Genomic DNA, 14,195 nt, shown 5'->3' on the forward strand with positions numbered 1-14,195 from the left:
ACTTCTGCTGAACGCCCGTCGTCAGAGCTAGACAGGCCGCTCGCACGCGAAGTGGCCATCTTTGGTGACGAACATCCGAATCGGCTTGCGACTCATTCGATATCTCTCGGTCGCGAAAGTCCGCTGTCCCGCGCGGCATCGACATTCGACTGTCGTTGGAAGCGTGCAGGTGTATGGCGCATTATGACCGAACCGAGTCAGACGATCTGACGCTGTCTGTTCGGTCCAGTCCAGCCTTATACAGTTGACGCAGCGCCATCGTTCGCCCTTCGGGCGGGGGAGGGGGCACGTTGGTCGGATTGTTTACGGCCGCTTGCATCGTGGCGTCATCGTTTAACAATACTGTCCGATAATGGCTCCCGGCCAGAGTGCCATGTTCATCCACGTCACAGGAGCATCGCGATGCCATACGTCACAACGAAGGATCACGTCGAGATTTTCTACAAGGACTGGGGCCCGAAGGACGCGCAGCCCATCATGTTCCACCATGGCTGGCCGCTGTCGAGCGACGACTGGGATGCGCAGATGCTCTTCTTCGTCCAGAAGGGCTACCGCGTGATCGCGCACGACCGGCGCGGCCACGGCCGGTCGGCGCAGGTGTCGGACGGCCACGACATGGATCACTATGCGGCCGATGCGTTCGCGGTCGTCGAAGCGCTCGACCTGCGCAATGCGGTGCATATCGGCCACTCGACCGGCGGCGGCGAAGTGGCGCGCTACGTCGCGAAGCACGGCGAGCCGGCCGGCCGCGTCGCGAAGGCGGTGCTGGTCAGCGCGGTGCCGCCGCTGATGCTGAAAACCGATTCGAACCCCGAAGGCTTGCCGCTCGAGGTGTTCGACGGCTTCCGGAAAGCGCTTGCCGACAATCGCGCGCAGTTCTTCCTCGATGTCCCGAGCGGCCCGTTCTACGGGTTCAACCGCGAAGGTGCAACCGTGCATCAGGGCGTCATCCGGAACTGGTGGCGGCAGGGGATGGAAGGCAGCGCCAAAGCGCATTACGAAGGCATCAAGGCGTTTTCGGAAACGGACCAGACCGAAGACCTGAAGTCGATCTCCGTGCCAACGCTCGTGCTGCATGGCGAGGACGACCAGATCGTGCCGATCGCGGATGCCGCGCTGAAGTCGATCAAGCTGCTGAAGAACGGCACGCTGAAAACCTATCCGGGCTATTCGCACGGGATGCTGACGGTCGACGCGGACGTCCTCAACGCCGACCTGCTGGCTTTCGTGCAGGCGTAACGGTGACGCTCGGCGCAGGCCCGCTTCGGCGGGCTGCGCCGTTTTTGGACGGCTGGCGGCACCCGGTAACCGTGGCCGGTAGCGCCCGTCAGCCCCGTCGCGCCGTCGCCCAGGCGGCCGGTTCGCCGGCCGCAGGGCTCAGCCCGGCCCGTTGAAGCGGATGCCCGGAAACGTCAGGCGCGGCATCCGGCCTTCCAGGAACGTGAGGAGTTCGCGCACCTGCGCGGCTTTGCCGGAGTCTTCCGGCCAGACGAGGTAGTACGCGTCGCCGGTATTGACGGCCGTCTTGAACGGCAGCACGAGCTGCTTCTCGTCGATTGCCGTCGCGCACAGCGCGAGATCGCCGATCGAGATGCCGTGGCCGGCGATGGCCGCCGCGATGCCCTGTTCGAGCATGTCGAACACCTGCCCGCGCGTGATGTCGACGTCCAGGTCGTGCCCGCTGCCCTTGAGCCAGCGGCGCCAGTCGCGCCGGTCGGGCGACGGGTGGATCAGCTCGCACGCCGCCGGATTCGTGCGTGCGACCGTCGCGGTCGCACGCGAGCACACCGGAATCAGCCATTCGTCGAACAGCTTCACGCACTGCGTGGCCTCGCCGAACTTGCCCGTGCCGAGCAGGATCGCGCAATCGTAGGATTCGCTGAAGAAATCGACGGTGTCGACATCCATCCACACGCTCGCGATCTGCACCTCGAATGCGGGCCGCGTTTCGCGAAAGGCGGCCAGCGCGTCGAGCAGCCAGCGCATCGTGAGCGTGGACGGCGCCTTGAGCCGCAGCACGTCGCGTTGCGACTGGAACAGCATGCAGGCTTCCTCGATTTGCCGGAAGCCGCGCCGCAGGCCCGACGCGAAGATCTGCGCTTCCGCCGTCACGGTCATCCTGGGGCCGCGCCGGACGAACAGTTTCCGGCCGAAGTAGGCCTCGAGCGTCCTGACGTGCTTGCTCACCGCGCTCTGCGTGAGGCTCAGTTCCTCGGCGGCAAGCGTAAACGAGCCGGTGCGCGCGGCGCTTTCGAATGCGCGCAACGCGTAGACAGGGGGGAGCGGTTTGGCCTTCACGGGGTTTGAATATGAATAAAACTCATGTCATTCGACAGGATTTTCCGTTTTTCAGCAGCAGGCCGGGCGCGCCATACTGCAAAAAACCGTGCAATCCGCCGCGCTGAATCCAGATGATGCCATCGTAGCGCGCACGCGCGTCGATCCATCCAACAACTTTTTGTCATGGCACTCCATTACCCGCTGCTGTTCGCCTATCTCGCCGCGATCGTGCTGCTCATCGCGACGCCCGGCCCCGTCGTCATGCTCGTGGTCGGCACTGTCGCGCGGCGCGGGTTCCGCCAGGGCATGCTGACCGCGGTGGGCGCGAATGCCGCGAGCCTCGTGATGATCGCGGGGGCGATGCTGATGGTGTTCGGCGTCGTGCTCGTCAGCGATCGCCTGCTCACGGGGTTGCACGTGGCGGGTTGCGTCTTCATCGCGGTGCTGGCCGTCCGGACGCTGCTCGGCGAATGGCGCGCCGGCCGTACGCGCGACGGCAACGGTGCCGCACCAGGCGAACCGGCGTCGCAGGCGTGGCGCTTGCCGGGTGTGGTGCGCGGCTTTCTCGTCGGCATCGCGAACCCGAAGGACCTGCTGTTCTTCGTCGCATTCTTTCCGCAGTTCGTCGGCATCACGCCGGATTCCCGCGTGAGCCTGGCCATCCTGGCCGCGCTGTGGATCGCGGTCGATTTCACGATCATGACCGGCTACATGGCCGCGATCAACCATCCGCTGATTCACCGCAAGCAACGATGGATCACGGCCTCGTCGGCGGGTGCGCTGCTCGTGATTGCGCTTGCCGGGCTCGGCGGCGCGATCGCGGGTGGCGCGTAAGCCAGCGGGCGATCTGCGTTACGTTTCGTTTGTCCTGTTTTTTGTCGAGCTCAATCATGTCCGGCACCGCCCCGACTTTCTCCGAGCACCTCTTTTCCTATGGCACGCTGCAACTCGAACCGGTGCAGCTCGCCACCTTCGGCCGCAAGCTCGACGGTCGCGAGGATGCGATGCCCGGTTACGCGATGACGATGCTGAAGATCGACGATCCGGAGGTGGTCGCGACGAGCGGGAAGACGCATCATCCGGTGGTGGCTTATACCGGCCGACCGGGCGACCGCGTCACGGGCACCGTGTTCGCGATCACGCGCGAGGAGCTGCAGCACGCGGACGACTACGAAGTCGACGCGTATCGCCGCGATCGCGTGGTGCTGGAATCGGGCGTCAGCGCGTGGGTGTACGTGGATGCGGGTTCGCCGCGCCCGGAATGAATCCGGGGCGCGGGAACGATCGACGTCGTCGCGTGTTTCCCGCTACCCGTTGCGCAGGAACACGACATAGCCGCGGAACCACGGGTTTGCCGCGAGGTAGGGCGGCGCATCCCATTCGCCGCCCTGGATGATGCCGATGCGAAACGGCAGCTGCAGCCGCGCGACGCGCGGCAGGTAGTCCGCGTAGTCGGGGATCGTGCGGCGGCCCTGGTAGGTCTGCACGACGACTTCGTCGACGATCCCCCTGAGCTGGTTGACCTGGTCGGTATCGATGCGGCTGCTCCAGTCGAGCAGCCCCGTGATGCTCAGCCGGCAATCGGCGGGCAGCGTCTCGCGCAGCGTCCGCAGGAATTCGAGGTAGTCCTGCAGGTGGCGCGTGCGTGCATCGAAGTCGATCTGGATACCGGTGATGGTGCGACCCGACGCGCGCCAGCGTTCGAGTTGCGCGAGCATGATCTGCGTGACGCGCGGCGTCCAGCGCAGCGTATGCGCACGATAGACGAGCCACACGCGCGCATGAGGCGCGGGTGGCAGCGCGACGCCCTGTGCGATGACGCGTACTTGCGACTCGTCCCGCGGGGAGGCCTCGATCTGCCCTTGCAGCACGTAGACGGCGCGGGCGCCGCGCACGACCGCCTGCGGTTTCACGCCCGCCCACAGCCAGAACGTGTCGTACTGCGCGGCATCGACGGTGCCGGCCAGCGCGACGCGTCCGGCCAGCAGCAGCGCCATACACGTGATAAACGCGACATACGCGACACGCTTCACGCGGCGCTTACCAGTAGTAGCGGAGTTTCTGCGCCCACACGCTGCCCGCGTAGCTGGCCTTCAGCGTATCGAACCAGCGCTTGCGCACGTTCTTCGGCACGTCCTTGCCGCCGCATTCGTTGGAGCCTGCCGGCGCATAGCACCTGATCGCGCGGTAGTACGCATACGCGCGGTCGGTCGGATTCGCCTGCGCATCGGCCATCACCGTCACGTAGCTCGACATCCGCTCGTACGGCTTGCCTGCGAACTGCGACGGCGCCGCGCCGAGCGTCGGCGGCACGCGCGCGGCGTTCGCCGCCGACGCGTTGCGCATCCACGGAGGCACCACATCGCCTTCGAGGTTGGCCGTGAGCGGGTTGACGCGCACGAACTCGGCGAGGCAGTTCAACCCTTTCGCGTCGGCCGGATTCTGCTGGAGCGTCGCCGCGATGTCGCGCGCGGACGGGCACGTGTAGCCGTCTTCGGTTTTCGCACCGGACGCGACGAACGGCTTCAACGGATCGGCAGGCGTGCCGGACACCAGCGCGGCATCGGCGATGAACTCGGCGTAGTGCGAACGCGTGAGTTCCTTGTACAGCAGCGTGTACAGCGCGGTGTCGCGCAGCGCGCCGCCGGCCGCCGGGTTTTGTGCCTGCGCGCGCAGCAGGTCCGCGTTGGCGGCGCGCCGCAGCAGCACGGCGCGGATCGCGGCGTTCTGCACGGGCGAATCGTCGGCGAACGCATCGTTGACGAGCCCGGCCTGTTCCAGGTTGATCGCGAGCGCGAGTTCCAGCGCCTCGCGCTGGAAGCGGAATTTCGCGAGCGGGATCAGGTCGCGCCACAGCTGGCGCGCCTTGTCGGCCTGGCCGCTATCCTCCAGCGCGAACCCGCGCAGCGCCTGCTGGCTCAAGCCGAAGTAGTCGAGCGGCTCGGCGGGCGCCTGCGGCAGCAAGGCGAGCGCGGCGTCCGGCTTGTGCCCGATCTGGACATACCAGGTCGCGAGCAGGTAGTCGTAGAGCGCGGGCGCGTTCGCGAAGCGCGGCTTCTGCGCCTGCAGCTCGTCCAGGGTCAGCGGCTTGCTGCGGCTCGAATCGCTGTTGTCCGAGGTGCGCATGCGCAGCAGGTCGACGGTCGCGAGCACGGTCGGCGACTGGATCTGGCGCGCATCGAATTCCGAGCCGAACAGCAGCTTGCTGTCGAGTTCGTTCGCCAGCTGGATCAGCGGCACGTTCGACGTCGCCGGCGACCAGCGCGCGAGCGCGTGGCCGTACAGGTCGGCCTGCTGCGTGACGTTGCCGCCGAGCCACGCGACCCGTCGCAACAGCCCGTTCGCGGAGGTCGCGTAGCGTCCCTGCGGATAGATCTTCAGGTAGGTGCGAAACACCGTATTCGCGGCGTCGAGCGACACCTTCGTCACGCGGCCGAGCGACGGCGTCGGGTTGTCGTTGTCGAACACGTTGGCCTGCGCGGCGTTCAGCTGCGCGCGCCCGGCCATGTAGAGCCCGGTTTCCTTCAGCCACGGGTTCGCGCTGTGCGACGCGTTCGCGAAGGCCCGGGTCGCGGTGAGGAAGTCGGCGCGGTAGAACGCGTTCGTGCCGTCGAGGTACGCGGCGAACTGCTGGCCGAGCGGCGACTTGACCGGCGGTTTCGTCCACGCGGCGCTCGCGGCGCCGGCGGCGCAGGTCTTCTGCGCGATGTCGGCGCGGGCCGCGCGCAGGCGTGCGGCTTCGTCGGCGGGGAGGCCGCCGGCACCGCCCAGTGCGTCGTTGAACGCGTCGGCGCCCGAGTTCATGCTGCGGCAGATGCTGCCTTCGCCGTCGGCGTAGCGGTTCGACGACGCGTCGCCATCCGCCGCGTTGTCGGCCTTGGCGGTCGTGTCAGGCTCCTTCTGCCCGATGTAGATCCACCCGGAGAAGTCCATCGGAAACGGCACGATGATCTGGTTGATCCGGTCTTTCGCGGGGATCGTCTTCGGGTCCGGAAACGCCTGCGCGACCTTGGCGCTGTCGACCATCATCAGCATCGCGTTGATGCGCGTGTCGTTCGCGGGGCTCAGCATCGGCAGGTTGGCGCACGAGTAGGCGGTCTGCCGGAGGGTGGTGGGCGCGTAGCAGCCATCGTCGCCGCTGGCATGGGCAGCCGGAATCCAGAACAGGCCGGCCGCCAGCGCGGCGAACAGGTGTCGGTGCAGCAATGGGTTTCTGGGCATTTTTTTCTTGTGCCGGGTGTGGGGCCGCAGCGGCCGGGTCTCTCAGGTGAGGCGTTTCGCCTCGGCGCGTATCGTACCGCACCCGCGGCCCCGGCCGCGAGCGCGCGCAGGCGGGCCCGCGAAATGGAAGTCCACTCAGTGTGGACGCATCGCCACCTTGAATCCGGACCGCCTGAATTAAGATGCAGCCGGCAGCGACGGACCTTCGACGATAGACGTCGGTCGTCGTCCTCGCTGCCCGAAGGGGGCGGTCTGCCGAAGGCGGTGTTCGCATCGATCCGCACGACGGAGCCGAGCATGACGGGGGCGAACGGACGCCGGTTTTCGTGCCTGTTCAATAGCATTGCTTATCAAGAAACCGGTCGGTGCGGTACAGCGTGTCGGCGAACGGCAGACGAGAGTAAGCCGGAAAGAGAAAAAGAGGATTCCGATGAAACCCATTGCATGGATGGTCATGGCAGCCGCGCTCGCGCTGTCCGCATGCGGCGGTGACGACGTTGCCACGAACGGCGGCGCATCGTTGTCGTCGCCGAACAATCCCGGTTCACCTTCCGGTTCGACCTCGCCCGGCGGCGGTTCGAATGGCGGTTCGAACGGCGGCTCGAATGGCGGGCCGACGGGCGGCGGGACCACGCAGCCGCAGGCCGGCTGGTCGAAGGCCGCCGCGGTGGACGGCAAGGGGCCGGAAGGCGAGCCGAGCGTGACCATCGACGCGAGCGGCAACGCGCTCGCCACCTGGATGACCAACGGCACGGCCGGCACGACCGGCAACGAGATGTGGGGCGCGCGCTATGTGCCGGGCTCGGGTTGGGGAAGCGCGACGCGGCTCGACACGAGCGACGGTTCGCATGCGATGAATTCGCTGACCGGGGTGCAGCCGCAACTGGTCGGCAACGCGAGCGGGCAGGCGGTCGCATTCTGGACCGAGTGGACGCCGGGCCCCAACACGTACGCCCTGTGGGCGCGCCCGTACACCCCGAATGGCGGTTGGGGCACCCCGGTCGCACTGGTGCCGGACATGGCCGGTTCGTCCTATTCGGCCGGCATGGACAGCCAGGGCAACGCGCTCGTCACATGGACACAGTCGATCAGCCTGCTCGACACGCGCATCGCGTGGACGCGCTATACGCAGGCCGGACAGTGGTCGCCGACGGCGCTGGTCCAGATGCCGGTGCAGACCGGGCCGGGCGCGGTGACCGGCGATACCGACAACGTGAGGCCGATGCTGTCGGTCCTGTCGTCCGGCCGCGCGGTGCTTGCATGGCGGCAGACCAACCATACGAAGTCGGCGCTGTGGACGGCCACGTACGACGCGACCAACGGCTGGACCAACGTCAACCAGGCCGTATCGAATACGAGCCTGTTCACGACGATCATCTCGCCGGTCGCCGGCATGGACGCGAAGGGCAACATCACGCTGCTCTGGGGGCAACTCGACGTGACGGGCGGGAAGATCTACACCGCCACGATGTCGCAGCGCTACGTCGCCGGAACCGGATGGCAGCCCTCGCAGCCGGTGGCGCCGGCGATCGCCGAGCCGACGGGTTTCATCGCGACGCCGATGCTGGCCGTCAACGAAAACGGCGTGGCCGCCGCGATGTGGGCGGAAGGGGGCGCGGTCCTGCAGGCGAGCGTGTCCGATGCCGGCGGAAACTGGGGGGCGCTGCAGCGGCTGACGGAACACCTGAACGGGGCGGCGCTCCAGTACCCGCCGCTGGTGATCGACGCGGCCGGCAACGTGACCGTCGCCTGGCAGGACACGGGCACACCGAACGCGTCGCTCCTCCTCGTGGCCGGCTATCGGAACGGGGCGTGGAGCACGTCGACGCTGGATCCGCAGGACGGGTCATGGCCGGCGCTGGCCGTCAATGCCGCGGGGGCGATGGCGCTCGTCTGGCAATCGTTCGTCGCGAACGTCGGCAGCCAGATCCAGTCCAGCTTTTTTACGCCGGGCTCGTAATCGTGCCCCACCGGGAATTCGAAGGAGAAACCATGAAGCAGATCCTGCAATGCGCCGTCACCTTGCGGACGGCGCTGGGCGCGGCGGCCGCCGGCCTCGTGTTGTCCGCGTGCGGTTCGACGCAGATGAACATGGTCGACGTGCAGACGTCGACCGCGAAGACGCTCGGGCTCGCGTCGTCGGACGAGATCACGATCGCCAACGTGCAGTACGGGAAGAAGGACGGGCTCGGTGGCCAGAAGGTGAGTTACGACGCGACGACCGGCAAGGGGCGGCGCTTCGGCTGTACGGTGTTCATGATTCCGGGGCTCACGCCGATCGATCGGCCGACGTACAACAACTGGGAATGCCATCCGCAACGCTGATGGCCGCGACGACGACGGCGCCCGTCGCGGGGCGCCCGTCGACCGCCTCGGTGGACGAGGTGCCGCGCCGGCCTTGCGCCGGCGCAATTTGGTCCGATAATCTGCGAACCGATCTCTCCTCTCGTGTCGGCTCGATAAAAACACTGTCATGGATCAAGCGGCATTCGTCCCCGTTTTCAAATTTCGCACCATCGACTACCCCGAGCGGGACAGGTTCCACGTCTGGGTCAAGGACATGCTGTGCGACTGCCGCCTGGAAGACGACGGCGGCCACGGCGCGTTCGACGCGGAAGCGAGCGGTGCGGCACTCGGCCCGCTGATCCTGTCGGGCCGCCACTGGCGATCGCGCGCGCCGGCCTACCGGGTTCATCGGACCACGCGGCGGATCCGCCTCGACGGACAGGATTCGATCCGCTTCACGCTGCTGCTCGGTGGCCGGATGGCCAGCCACACCGGCGGGCCCGAACTGGTCAAGGGCGCCGGCGACGTGTTCGTGTACGACGTCGCGCAGATCAACGACTGCAGGGTCGAGGCCGGCGACGTGATCAGCCTGGTCGTGCCCAGGTACCTGCTGCCGAGCCATGCGGCGCAGGCGCACGGCCAAACGCTGACGAGCGGCGTCGGGCGGCTGCTCGGCGACCACATGCTGTCGCTGTTCCGCAATCTGCCGAATCTGCGCACGCACGAGATCCCGAGCATCGTCCAGTCGATGCTGCTGCTGCTCGCCGCGGCGGTTGCCCCGACCGCGCAGGCGCTGCACGACGCACGCGGCCCGATCGACGGGGCGCTGGCCGAGCGGGTCCGCCGCTACATCGACGTGCATCTGCTGGAGCCCGACCTCGATCCTGACCGGATCTGCCGCGACATCGGCGTGTCGAGAGCGCGGCTCTACCAGCTGTTCAAGGAAGACGGCGGCGTGATGCGGCAGATCACGCGGCGGCGGCTGCGTCATGCGTACCACGTGCTCGGCGACCCGCAGCGCCGGCATCAGCGCATCGCGGAGATCGCGTGGGCGCACGGTTTTCCCGACGAGAAGTATTTCCACCGGCTGTTCAAGGCGGAGTTCGGCCATACGCCGAAGGAAACGCTCGAATGCGCGGCCGCGCCGATTCTGCTGCCGTGCGATGCGGCCGGCGATCGATGGGCGGATGGCGGCCGGCTGGCGGGATGGACGCTGCCGTTCGGCGTGCTCACCAACTGAGCGGGCCGCGCGTTCCGGCCGCCGCGAGGCGGCTCGTTTCGTGCGTCACGCGTACACGCTGCTGGCCGCACCGCCTTCATCGACCTCGTCGATCGCGGCCCGCAAGTCGTCGATCGCCACCATCAGCTCGCGCACCTGCCGCAACGACGGGTACTGGTGCAGCACCGCGTGCCATTGCGGCATCGTCAGCAGCGCGTGCCAGACGACGCCGAGGCCGTCAGGAACGGTGTGCGGCTGTTGCGCGAGTGCGCTCGCGTACTCGAGGCTGGCTTGCGCCGACAGCAACTGCATCCGGCTTGCGGCGCCCAGCAGGCGCGGCGTCGCGTCGGCGGACGCATCGCAGCAATAGAGCACTTCCCGTTGCAGCGCGGCGTCGTCGGTCGTCAGCGCCCGCAGCGACGCGCCGTGCACGCGCACCGTGCCCTGGTGCGTCTCGAACGAATAGATCGTGTCCGGGTCGGCCTGAGCGAGCAGGGTCAGGCCGCGCAGCAGCCGCGGCAGATCGGTCGTCGCGGCATCCGCGGACGCTTTCGCTTCGACGAGGAAGCGCACGTTCCACGCGGGCGCCGGGTCGTCGTCGCGAGGGCGTTCGAGCAGGATCGCGTCCCATTCGGTTTTCGCGCGATCGTGCCGGCCCGGTATCGACGACGGCACGCGCATCGACGTCACCACCCGGTACGTGCGGCGTGCGTCGACGGCGTCGAGCCTGCGGGCCAGCGCGTCGAGCGCCTGTGCGGCCAGCGCTTCGACGGCTGCGCCGCGCTGCTGCGATGCGACGCCCTGTGCAACGGCGACCGAGCTGCCTTCGAGCGGGCCCTGGCGGACCCACAGCGCACGGTAGCGGCGCACGTGCTCGTCCGATGCCAGGGCGTCGACACGCAGCAGGCGTTCGAGCGCGGGGCTGTCTTTCAGCTTGACGATGTCCTGTTCGAAGGCCGTGTCGGTCTTCATGTCGGGCAGTGCGAGCAGGTGCCGCAGCGTGTCGTGCAGATCGGCCCACGACGCGCCGGTGGCGGCCGCATGCAGCCGCGCGAGCCCGTCGCGTTGCCACGGCCGGGCGCTGCGCTCGAGCTTGGCCGGGTGCGCGATCGCGTTGACGGCCGAGTGCAGCGCGCGACGGTCCTGCTCCGCGTGTGCCGACAACGACGCGTATTCGCGCACGCTCGGCGCATCGTGCCGCAGCACCGCGGCCTGAAACGCGGGATCGCCGGAATGTGTATCCATCGCATCGCGGATCATCTGCGCGAGGGCGTCGATGAAGCGCTGCCGCAGCGCCGCGTCGGGCGTGTGCCCGTCGCTTCGCATCCTGCGCGCTTCCTCGATCACGATCGCAAGCGTGGCGGCCGGGTTCGCGGCGTCGGCCGGCGACGACGCGCTGTCGAGCGGCGGCAGCCGGTAGCGGCGCACGACGGTGCGCAGGGTTTCGTCGAGCAGGGCGGGAAGCGGTGTCAGCGACATGTTCGATATCGGCGTGAAAGCGGTGCGCATGCCACGGGGTAGGGCGCGGTGCGCGCGGGGATGTGCAACGTTATCACGTCGTACGGAAGATGCAGGGGGGCGCAGCGCGCTACGGGCGGTCGTTCAAGGGGATGTCGCCTGCCGGCTCGCTGATCGTCGGGGCGATCGTGCTGGTGCCTGCCAGCCTCGCCGCCGACCGTTCGTGGACGCTTCACCCGTTGTCGTGCTCGCTGCCGGCACGGGCGGCGAGCGCGTTCGTCATCTACTTCCGGCTCGTGCAGACGCTCGGTTCGGTCGGCACGACGGGGCGCAGGCCTGTCTGCGCGTGCCGATCAGCATCGGCATCGGCATGGCGCTGCTCGGGGAATCGCGGTCGGCATCGGCGTGGCTCGGGCTCGCGTGCGTCGTTGCCGGCGTGGCCGCAATGACGTTGCCGTCACGACAGTGCGCGCAGCCGCGCGCCTGACACCTGCCGCGAAGCCGGCCGCGCAACGCGCGCGGCCGTCGCGCTGCGGCCAGCGATCAGTGATCAGTGACAGGCCCGGTCAGCCGGGCCCGCGCGCCGCGTGCATCAGGCCGTCAACGTCACCGACAAACTGCCGAGCTCGCCGAAGCGAACCGTCAGCGCATCGCCGAGCGGCACGTCGATCGCGCCCGCGTACGATCCGGTCGTCACGATCTGCCCGGCGCGCACCGGGTCGCCGCGCGATGCGAGGAAGTTGACGAGCCACACCAGCGGCTTCAGCGGATCGCCGTCCGGGTGGCGGCCGTCGATCGTGCGGTTCAGCGCGCCTTCGAACGACAGCGCCAGCGTCTCGAGCGGCACGTTCAGCCCGTCGGGCACGACCGGGCCGACGCACAGCCCCTGGTTGAATTGCCCGTCGGCCAGCAGCTCGAACTTCGACGCGCGCGCGGGCTCCGCATAGCGGCAGCCGAGCACCTCGAGCACGATGCGCACCTCGCGGATCGCGTCGCGCACGTCCTGTTCGTCGTACGGCTGTTCGCGCGCGGGCAGGTCGCGATCGAGCACGAACGCGATTTCCGGTTCGATTCGCACGATCGGGCCGCCGACGACGCGGTACGGCGCATCGGCCTCGCGGATCGTCGACGCGAAGATCGGTGCGAGGATCACGCGGTCGGGCGGCGGCAGCGCGCATTTCCATCCGCCGACGGATTCGCCGAGCAGGTCGGCCACGCGCTGCTGGATCGCGAGCGCGGTGTCGATGTCGTCGGGGCGCAGTACATCGGGCAGCAGCGGGCCGGGCGAGCCGGCATGGCGGGCGGCGACGAGATGCTGGGCGGCGCCGTCCACGCGTTCGGTAGTCGTTGTCATGTCGGTTGAGCGAGTTGAAAGTGGGCCGGCAAATAAGGGCCGGACGAAAGTCGCACATTCGATGATAGCGCCTTCGGCATGGTGACCGCCCGATTCCGGTGCGCACGGGTGGCGCGCGGCCGCCGCGGGCCCGGTGGATTCCGTCGCGCGCCGGCGGGTTCGACAAGCACGCGTATCGCGTGCCGCATACGCGAGGATGCACAAGGGTGCGGGCTCCGGCGCGCGTGCCGCGCCCTGCGTCGGCCGGTCGCAGCCGGCATGGCCGCTCGCTTGATCGCCGTCAACATTCGAACCCGCCGTCCGCCGATGATGGTGACAGGGCCGCGCGCACCCAGCCGCGCGGCAATTCACCCCAGCGAGGTTTGCATGTACAAGAAGATCATGGTGGCCGTCGACGGCAGCGCTTCGTCGAAACTGGCGCTTGCCGAGGCCGTAAAGGTCGCGCTGGCAGGCGACGCGCAAGTCAGTGCCGTGTATGTGGTCGACAAGTCGGTGCTGTTCACTTACGCGGGCCGTTTCGATCCGCACGCGCTCGTCGAGGAAATGCGCGACGACGGGCGCAAGGTACTGCGCGAAGCCGAGCAGGTCATCGCGCTCGCCGGTGCGAAAGGCGAGGCCGAACTCGTCGAGACGGAGAGCATCGGCGAGGACATCTCGGAACGCCTGCAGCGCTACGTGAAGGAAGGCGGGATCGATCTCGCGGTGGTCGGCACGCACGGGCGGCGCGGCATCCGGCGCGTGCTGCTCGGCAGCGTCGCCGAGCGCTTCGTGCGCGGCTCGAAGTGCCCGGTGCTGCTGATTCGCGGCGACGATGCCGACGTAGCGGCTGCGGCCGCCTAACCCGGAGGGGGCGCAATGATACGCCGCCAATCCCGGATCGTCGTCGCGGCGATCGCCGTGTTCGTCTCGCTCGTGGGGATGATGGCCGTCGTGACGGGGCTATTGTTCGACAACGCGATGGCGCTGCGCGGCGGCGCGGTCGCGCTGGTCGTCGGCGTGGCCGGCTTCGTCGTGATGCTCAATCCGGGCGCGAAAGGCGAGGAGTGACGCGTTGCGCGGCGTCGCTCCCTGAATCGACCGGTCGAACCACGTCAGCGCTTCGTCGTCGCGACCGAGGCGATGGAGCGTCCAGCCCTTGCCGTCGAGCGCATACGGGTCATCGGGTGACTGCGCGAGGCGCGCATCGATCATCGCCATCGCACGATCGATCGTCAGGCCGGCGTTGACGAGGTCGTAGCCGATGCCGTTCATCAGGTCGCCCGAGAAATTGCCTGCGTCGAGCGCGGTGTCGATGCGGCCTTTGTTCCGCTCGGCAATCGCCAGCGCGATCATCTAGGCCGCGATCTGCTCCCGGAGTGCCCGGCCGGGGTGCCCGCC

Annotated in this window: 14 protein-coding genes; 9 read left to right on the top strand and 5 right to left on the bottom strand. The window is 68.2% G+C overall.

Annotated elements, in window-relative coordinates; translation table 11 throughout:
* The first annotated feature begins 402 nt into the window (after positions 1 to 402).
* A complete protein-coding gene (locus E9536_RS21360; RefSeq protein ID WP_136470594.1) occupies positions 403 to 1,239 on the top strand; it encodes an alpha/beta hydrolase in 837 nt (278 codons plus the stop codon).
* A gap of 138 nt (positions 1,240 to 1,377) precedes the next feature.
* Here the strand turns inward: E9536_RS21360 and E9536_RS21365 are convergent, their stop codons facing one another.
* Positions 1,378 to 2,298, bottom strand: a complete 921-nt coding sequence (locus E9536_RS21365; protein WP_136470595.1) for a LysR substrate-binding domain-containing protein — start codon at positions 2,296 to 2,298, stop codon at positions 1,378 to 1,380.
* A gap of 165 nt (positions 2,299 to 2,463) precedes the next feature.
* Between E9536_RS21365 and E9536_RS21370 the strand changes: the two genes are divergently transcribed.
* Positions 2,464 to 3,114 (top strand): LysE family translocator, encoded by a 651-nt coding sequence (locus E9536_RS21370; protein ID WP_060084123.1) that lies wholly within the window; start codon positions 2,464 to 2,466, stop codon positions 3,112 to 3,114.
* A 56-nt stretch (positions 3,115 to 3,170) separates the two neighbouring features.
* Complete coding sequence (locus E9536_RS21375; RefSeq protein ID WP_059697202.1) at positions 3,171 to 3,545, top strand: gamma-glutamylcyclotransferase family protein; 375 nt, start codon at positions 3,171 to 3,173, stop codon at positions 3,543 to 3,545.
* A 42-nt stretch (positions 3,546 to 3,587) separates the two neighbouring features.
* On the opposite strand, the gene E9536_RS21380 is transcribed toward E9536_RS21375, so the two are convergent.
* Both E9536_RS21380 and E9536_RS21385 read right to left on the bottom strand, forming a co-directional pair.
* Positions 3,588 to 4,277 carry a DUF3142 domain-containing protein gene (locus E9536_RS21380; RefSeq protein WP_048028434.1) on the bottom strand — a complete coding sequence of 230 codons (690 nt, stop codon included), beginning with the start codon at positions 4,275 to 4,277 and terminating at the stop codon, positions 3,588 to 3,590.
* Between the two features lie 43 nt (positions 4,278 to 4,320).
* A complete protein-coding gene (locus tag E9536_RS21385) occupies positions 4,321 to 6,501 on the bottom strand; it encodes a hypothetical protein (RefSeq protein WP_136470596.1) in 2,181 nt (726 codons plus the stop codon).
* Between the two features lie 430 nt (positions 6,502 to 6,931).
* On the opposite strand from E9536_RS21385, the gene E9536_RS21390 reads away from it, so the two are divergent.
* The 3 genes from E9536_RS21390 (at position 6,932) to E9536_RS21400 (ending at position 10,027) form a co-directional block, all read left to right on the top strand.
* On the top strand, positions 6,932 to 8,461 hold the full coding sequence (locus E9536_RS21390; protein WP_111941887.1) for a hypothetical protein: 1,530 nt from the start codon (positions 6,932 to 6,934) through the stop codon (positions 8,459 to 8,461).
* A 32-nt stretch (positions 8,462 to 8,493) separates the two neighbouring features.
* The gene (locus tag E9536_RS21395; RefSeq protein WP_034196211.1) at positions 8,494 to 8,826 is read left to right on the top strand and encodes a hypothetical protein; all 333 of its coding nucleotides are present in this window, start codon (positions 8,494 to 8,496) and stop codon (positions 8,824 to 8,826) included.
* A gap of 148 nt (positions 8,827 to 8,974) precedes the next feature.
* On the top strand, positions 8,975 to 10,027 hold the full coding sequence (locus E9536_RS21400; protein ID WP_060084118.1) for an AraC family transcriptional regulator: 1,053 nt from the start codon (positions 8,975 to 8,977) through the stop codon (positions 10,025 to 10,027).
* A gap of 45 nt (positions 10,028 to 10,072) precedes the next feature.
* Here the strand turns inward: E9536_RS21400 and E9536_RS21405 are convergent, their stop codons facing one another.
* On the bottom strand, positions 10,073 to 11,485 hold the full coding sequence (locus E9536_RS21405) for a 3-deoxy-D-arabino-heptulosonate 7-phosphate synthase (protein ID WP_136470597.1): 1,413 nt from the start codon (positions 11,483 to 11,485) through the stop codon (positions 10,073 to 10,075).
* Positions 11,486 to 11,574: 89 nt separating this feature from the next.
* On the opposite strand from E9536_RS21405, the gene E9536_RS21410 reads away from it, so the two are divergent.
* A complete protein-coding gene (locus E9536_RS21410) occupies positions 11,575 to 11,913 on the top strand; it encodes a hypothetical protein (RefSeq protein ID WP_211097481.1) in 339 nt (112 codons plus the stop codon).
* 143 nt (positions 11,914 to 12,056) lie between these two features.
* Here E9536_RS21410 and E9536_RS21415 read toward each other — a convergent pair whose 3' ends face one another.
* Positions 12,057 to 12,818 (bottom strand): fumarylacetoacetate hydrolase family protein, encoded by a 762-nt coding sequence (locus E9536_RS21415; RefSeq protein ID WP_136470598.1) that lies wholly within the window; start codon positions 12,816 to 12,818, stop codon positions 12,057 to 12,059.
* A gap of 366 nt (positions 12,819 to 13,184) precedes the next feature.
* Between E9536_RS21415 and E9536_RS21420 the strand changes: the two genes are divergently transcribed.
* Together E9536_RS21420 and E9536_RS21425 are read left to right on the top strand one after the other, a co-directional pair.
* Positions 13,185 to 13,658, top strand: coding sequence for a universal stress protein (locus tag E9536_RS21420; RefSeq protein WP_027792431.1), 474 nt, complete (start codon positions 13,185 to 13,187; stop codon positions 13,656 to 13,658).
* A gap of 15 nt (positions 13,659 to 13,673) precedes the next feature.
* The gene (locus tag E9536_RS21425) at positions 13,674 to 13,865 is read left to right on the top strand and encodes a DUF2964 family protein (protein ID WP_021157890.1); all 192 of its coding nucleotides are present in this window, start codon (positions 13,674 to 13,676) and stop codon (positions 13,863 to 13,865) included.
* Positions 13,866 to 14,195: the final 330 nt, after the last annotated feature.

Source organism: Burkholderia sp. LS-044 (assembly GCF_004803625.1).
GTDB classification, from domain to species: domain Bacteria; phylum Pseudomonadota; class Gammaproteobacteria; order Burkholderiales; family Burkholderiaceae; genus Burkholderia; species Burkholderia cepacia.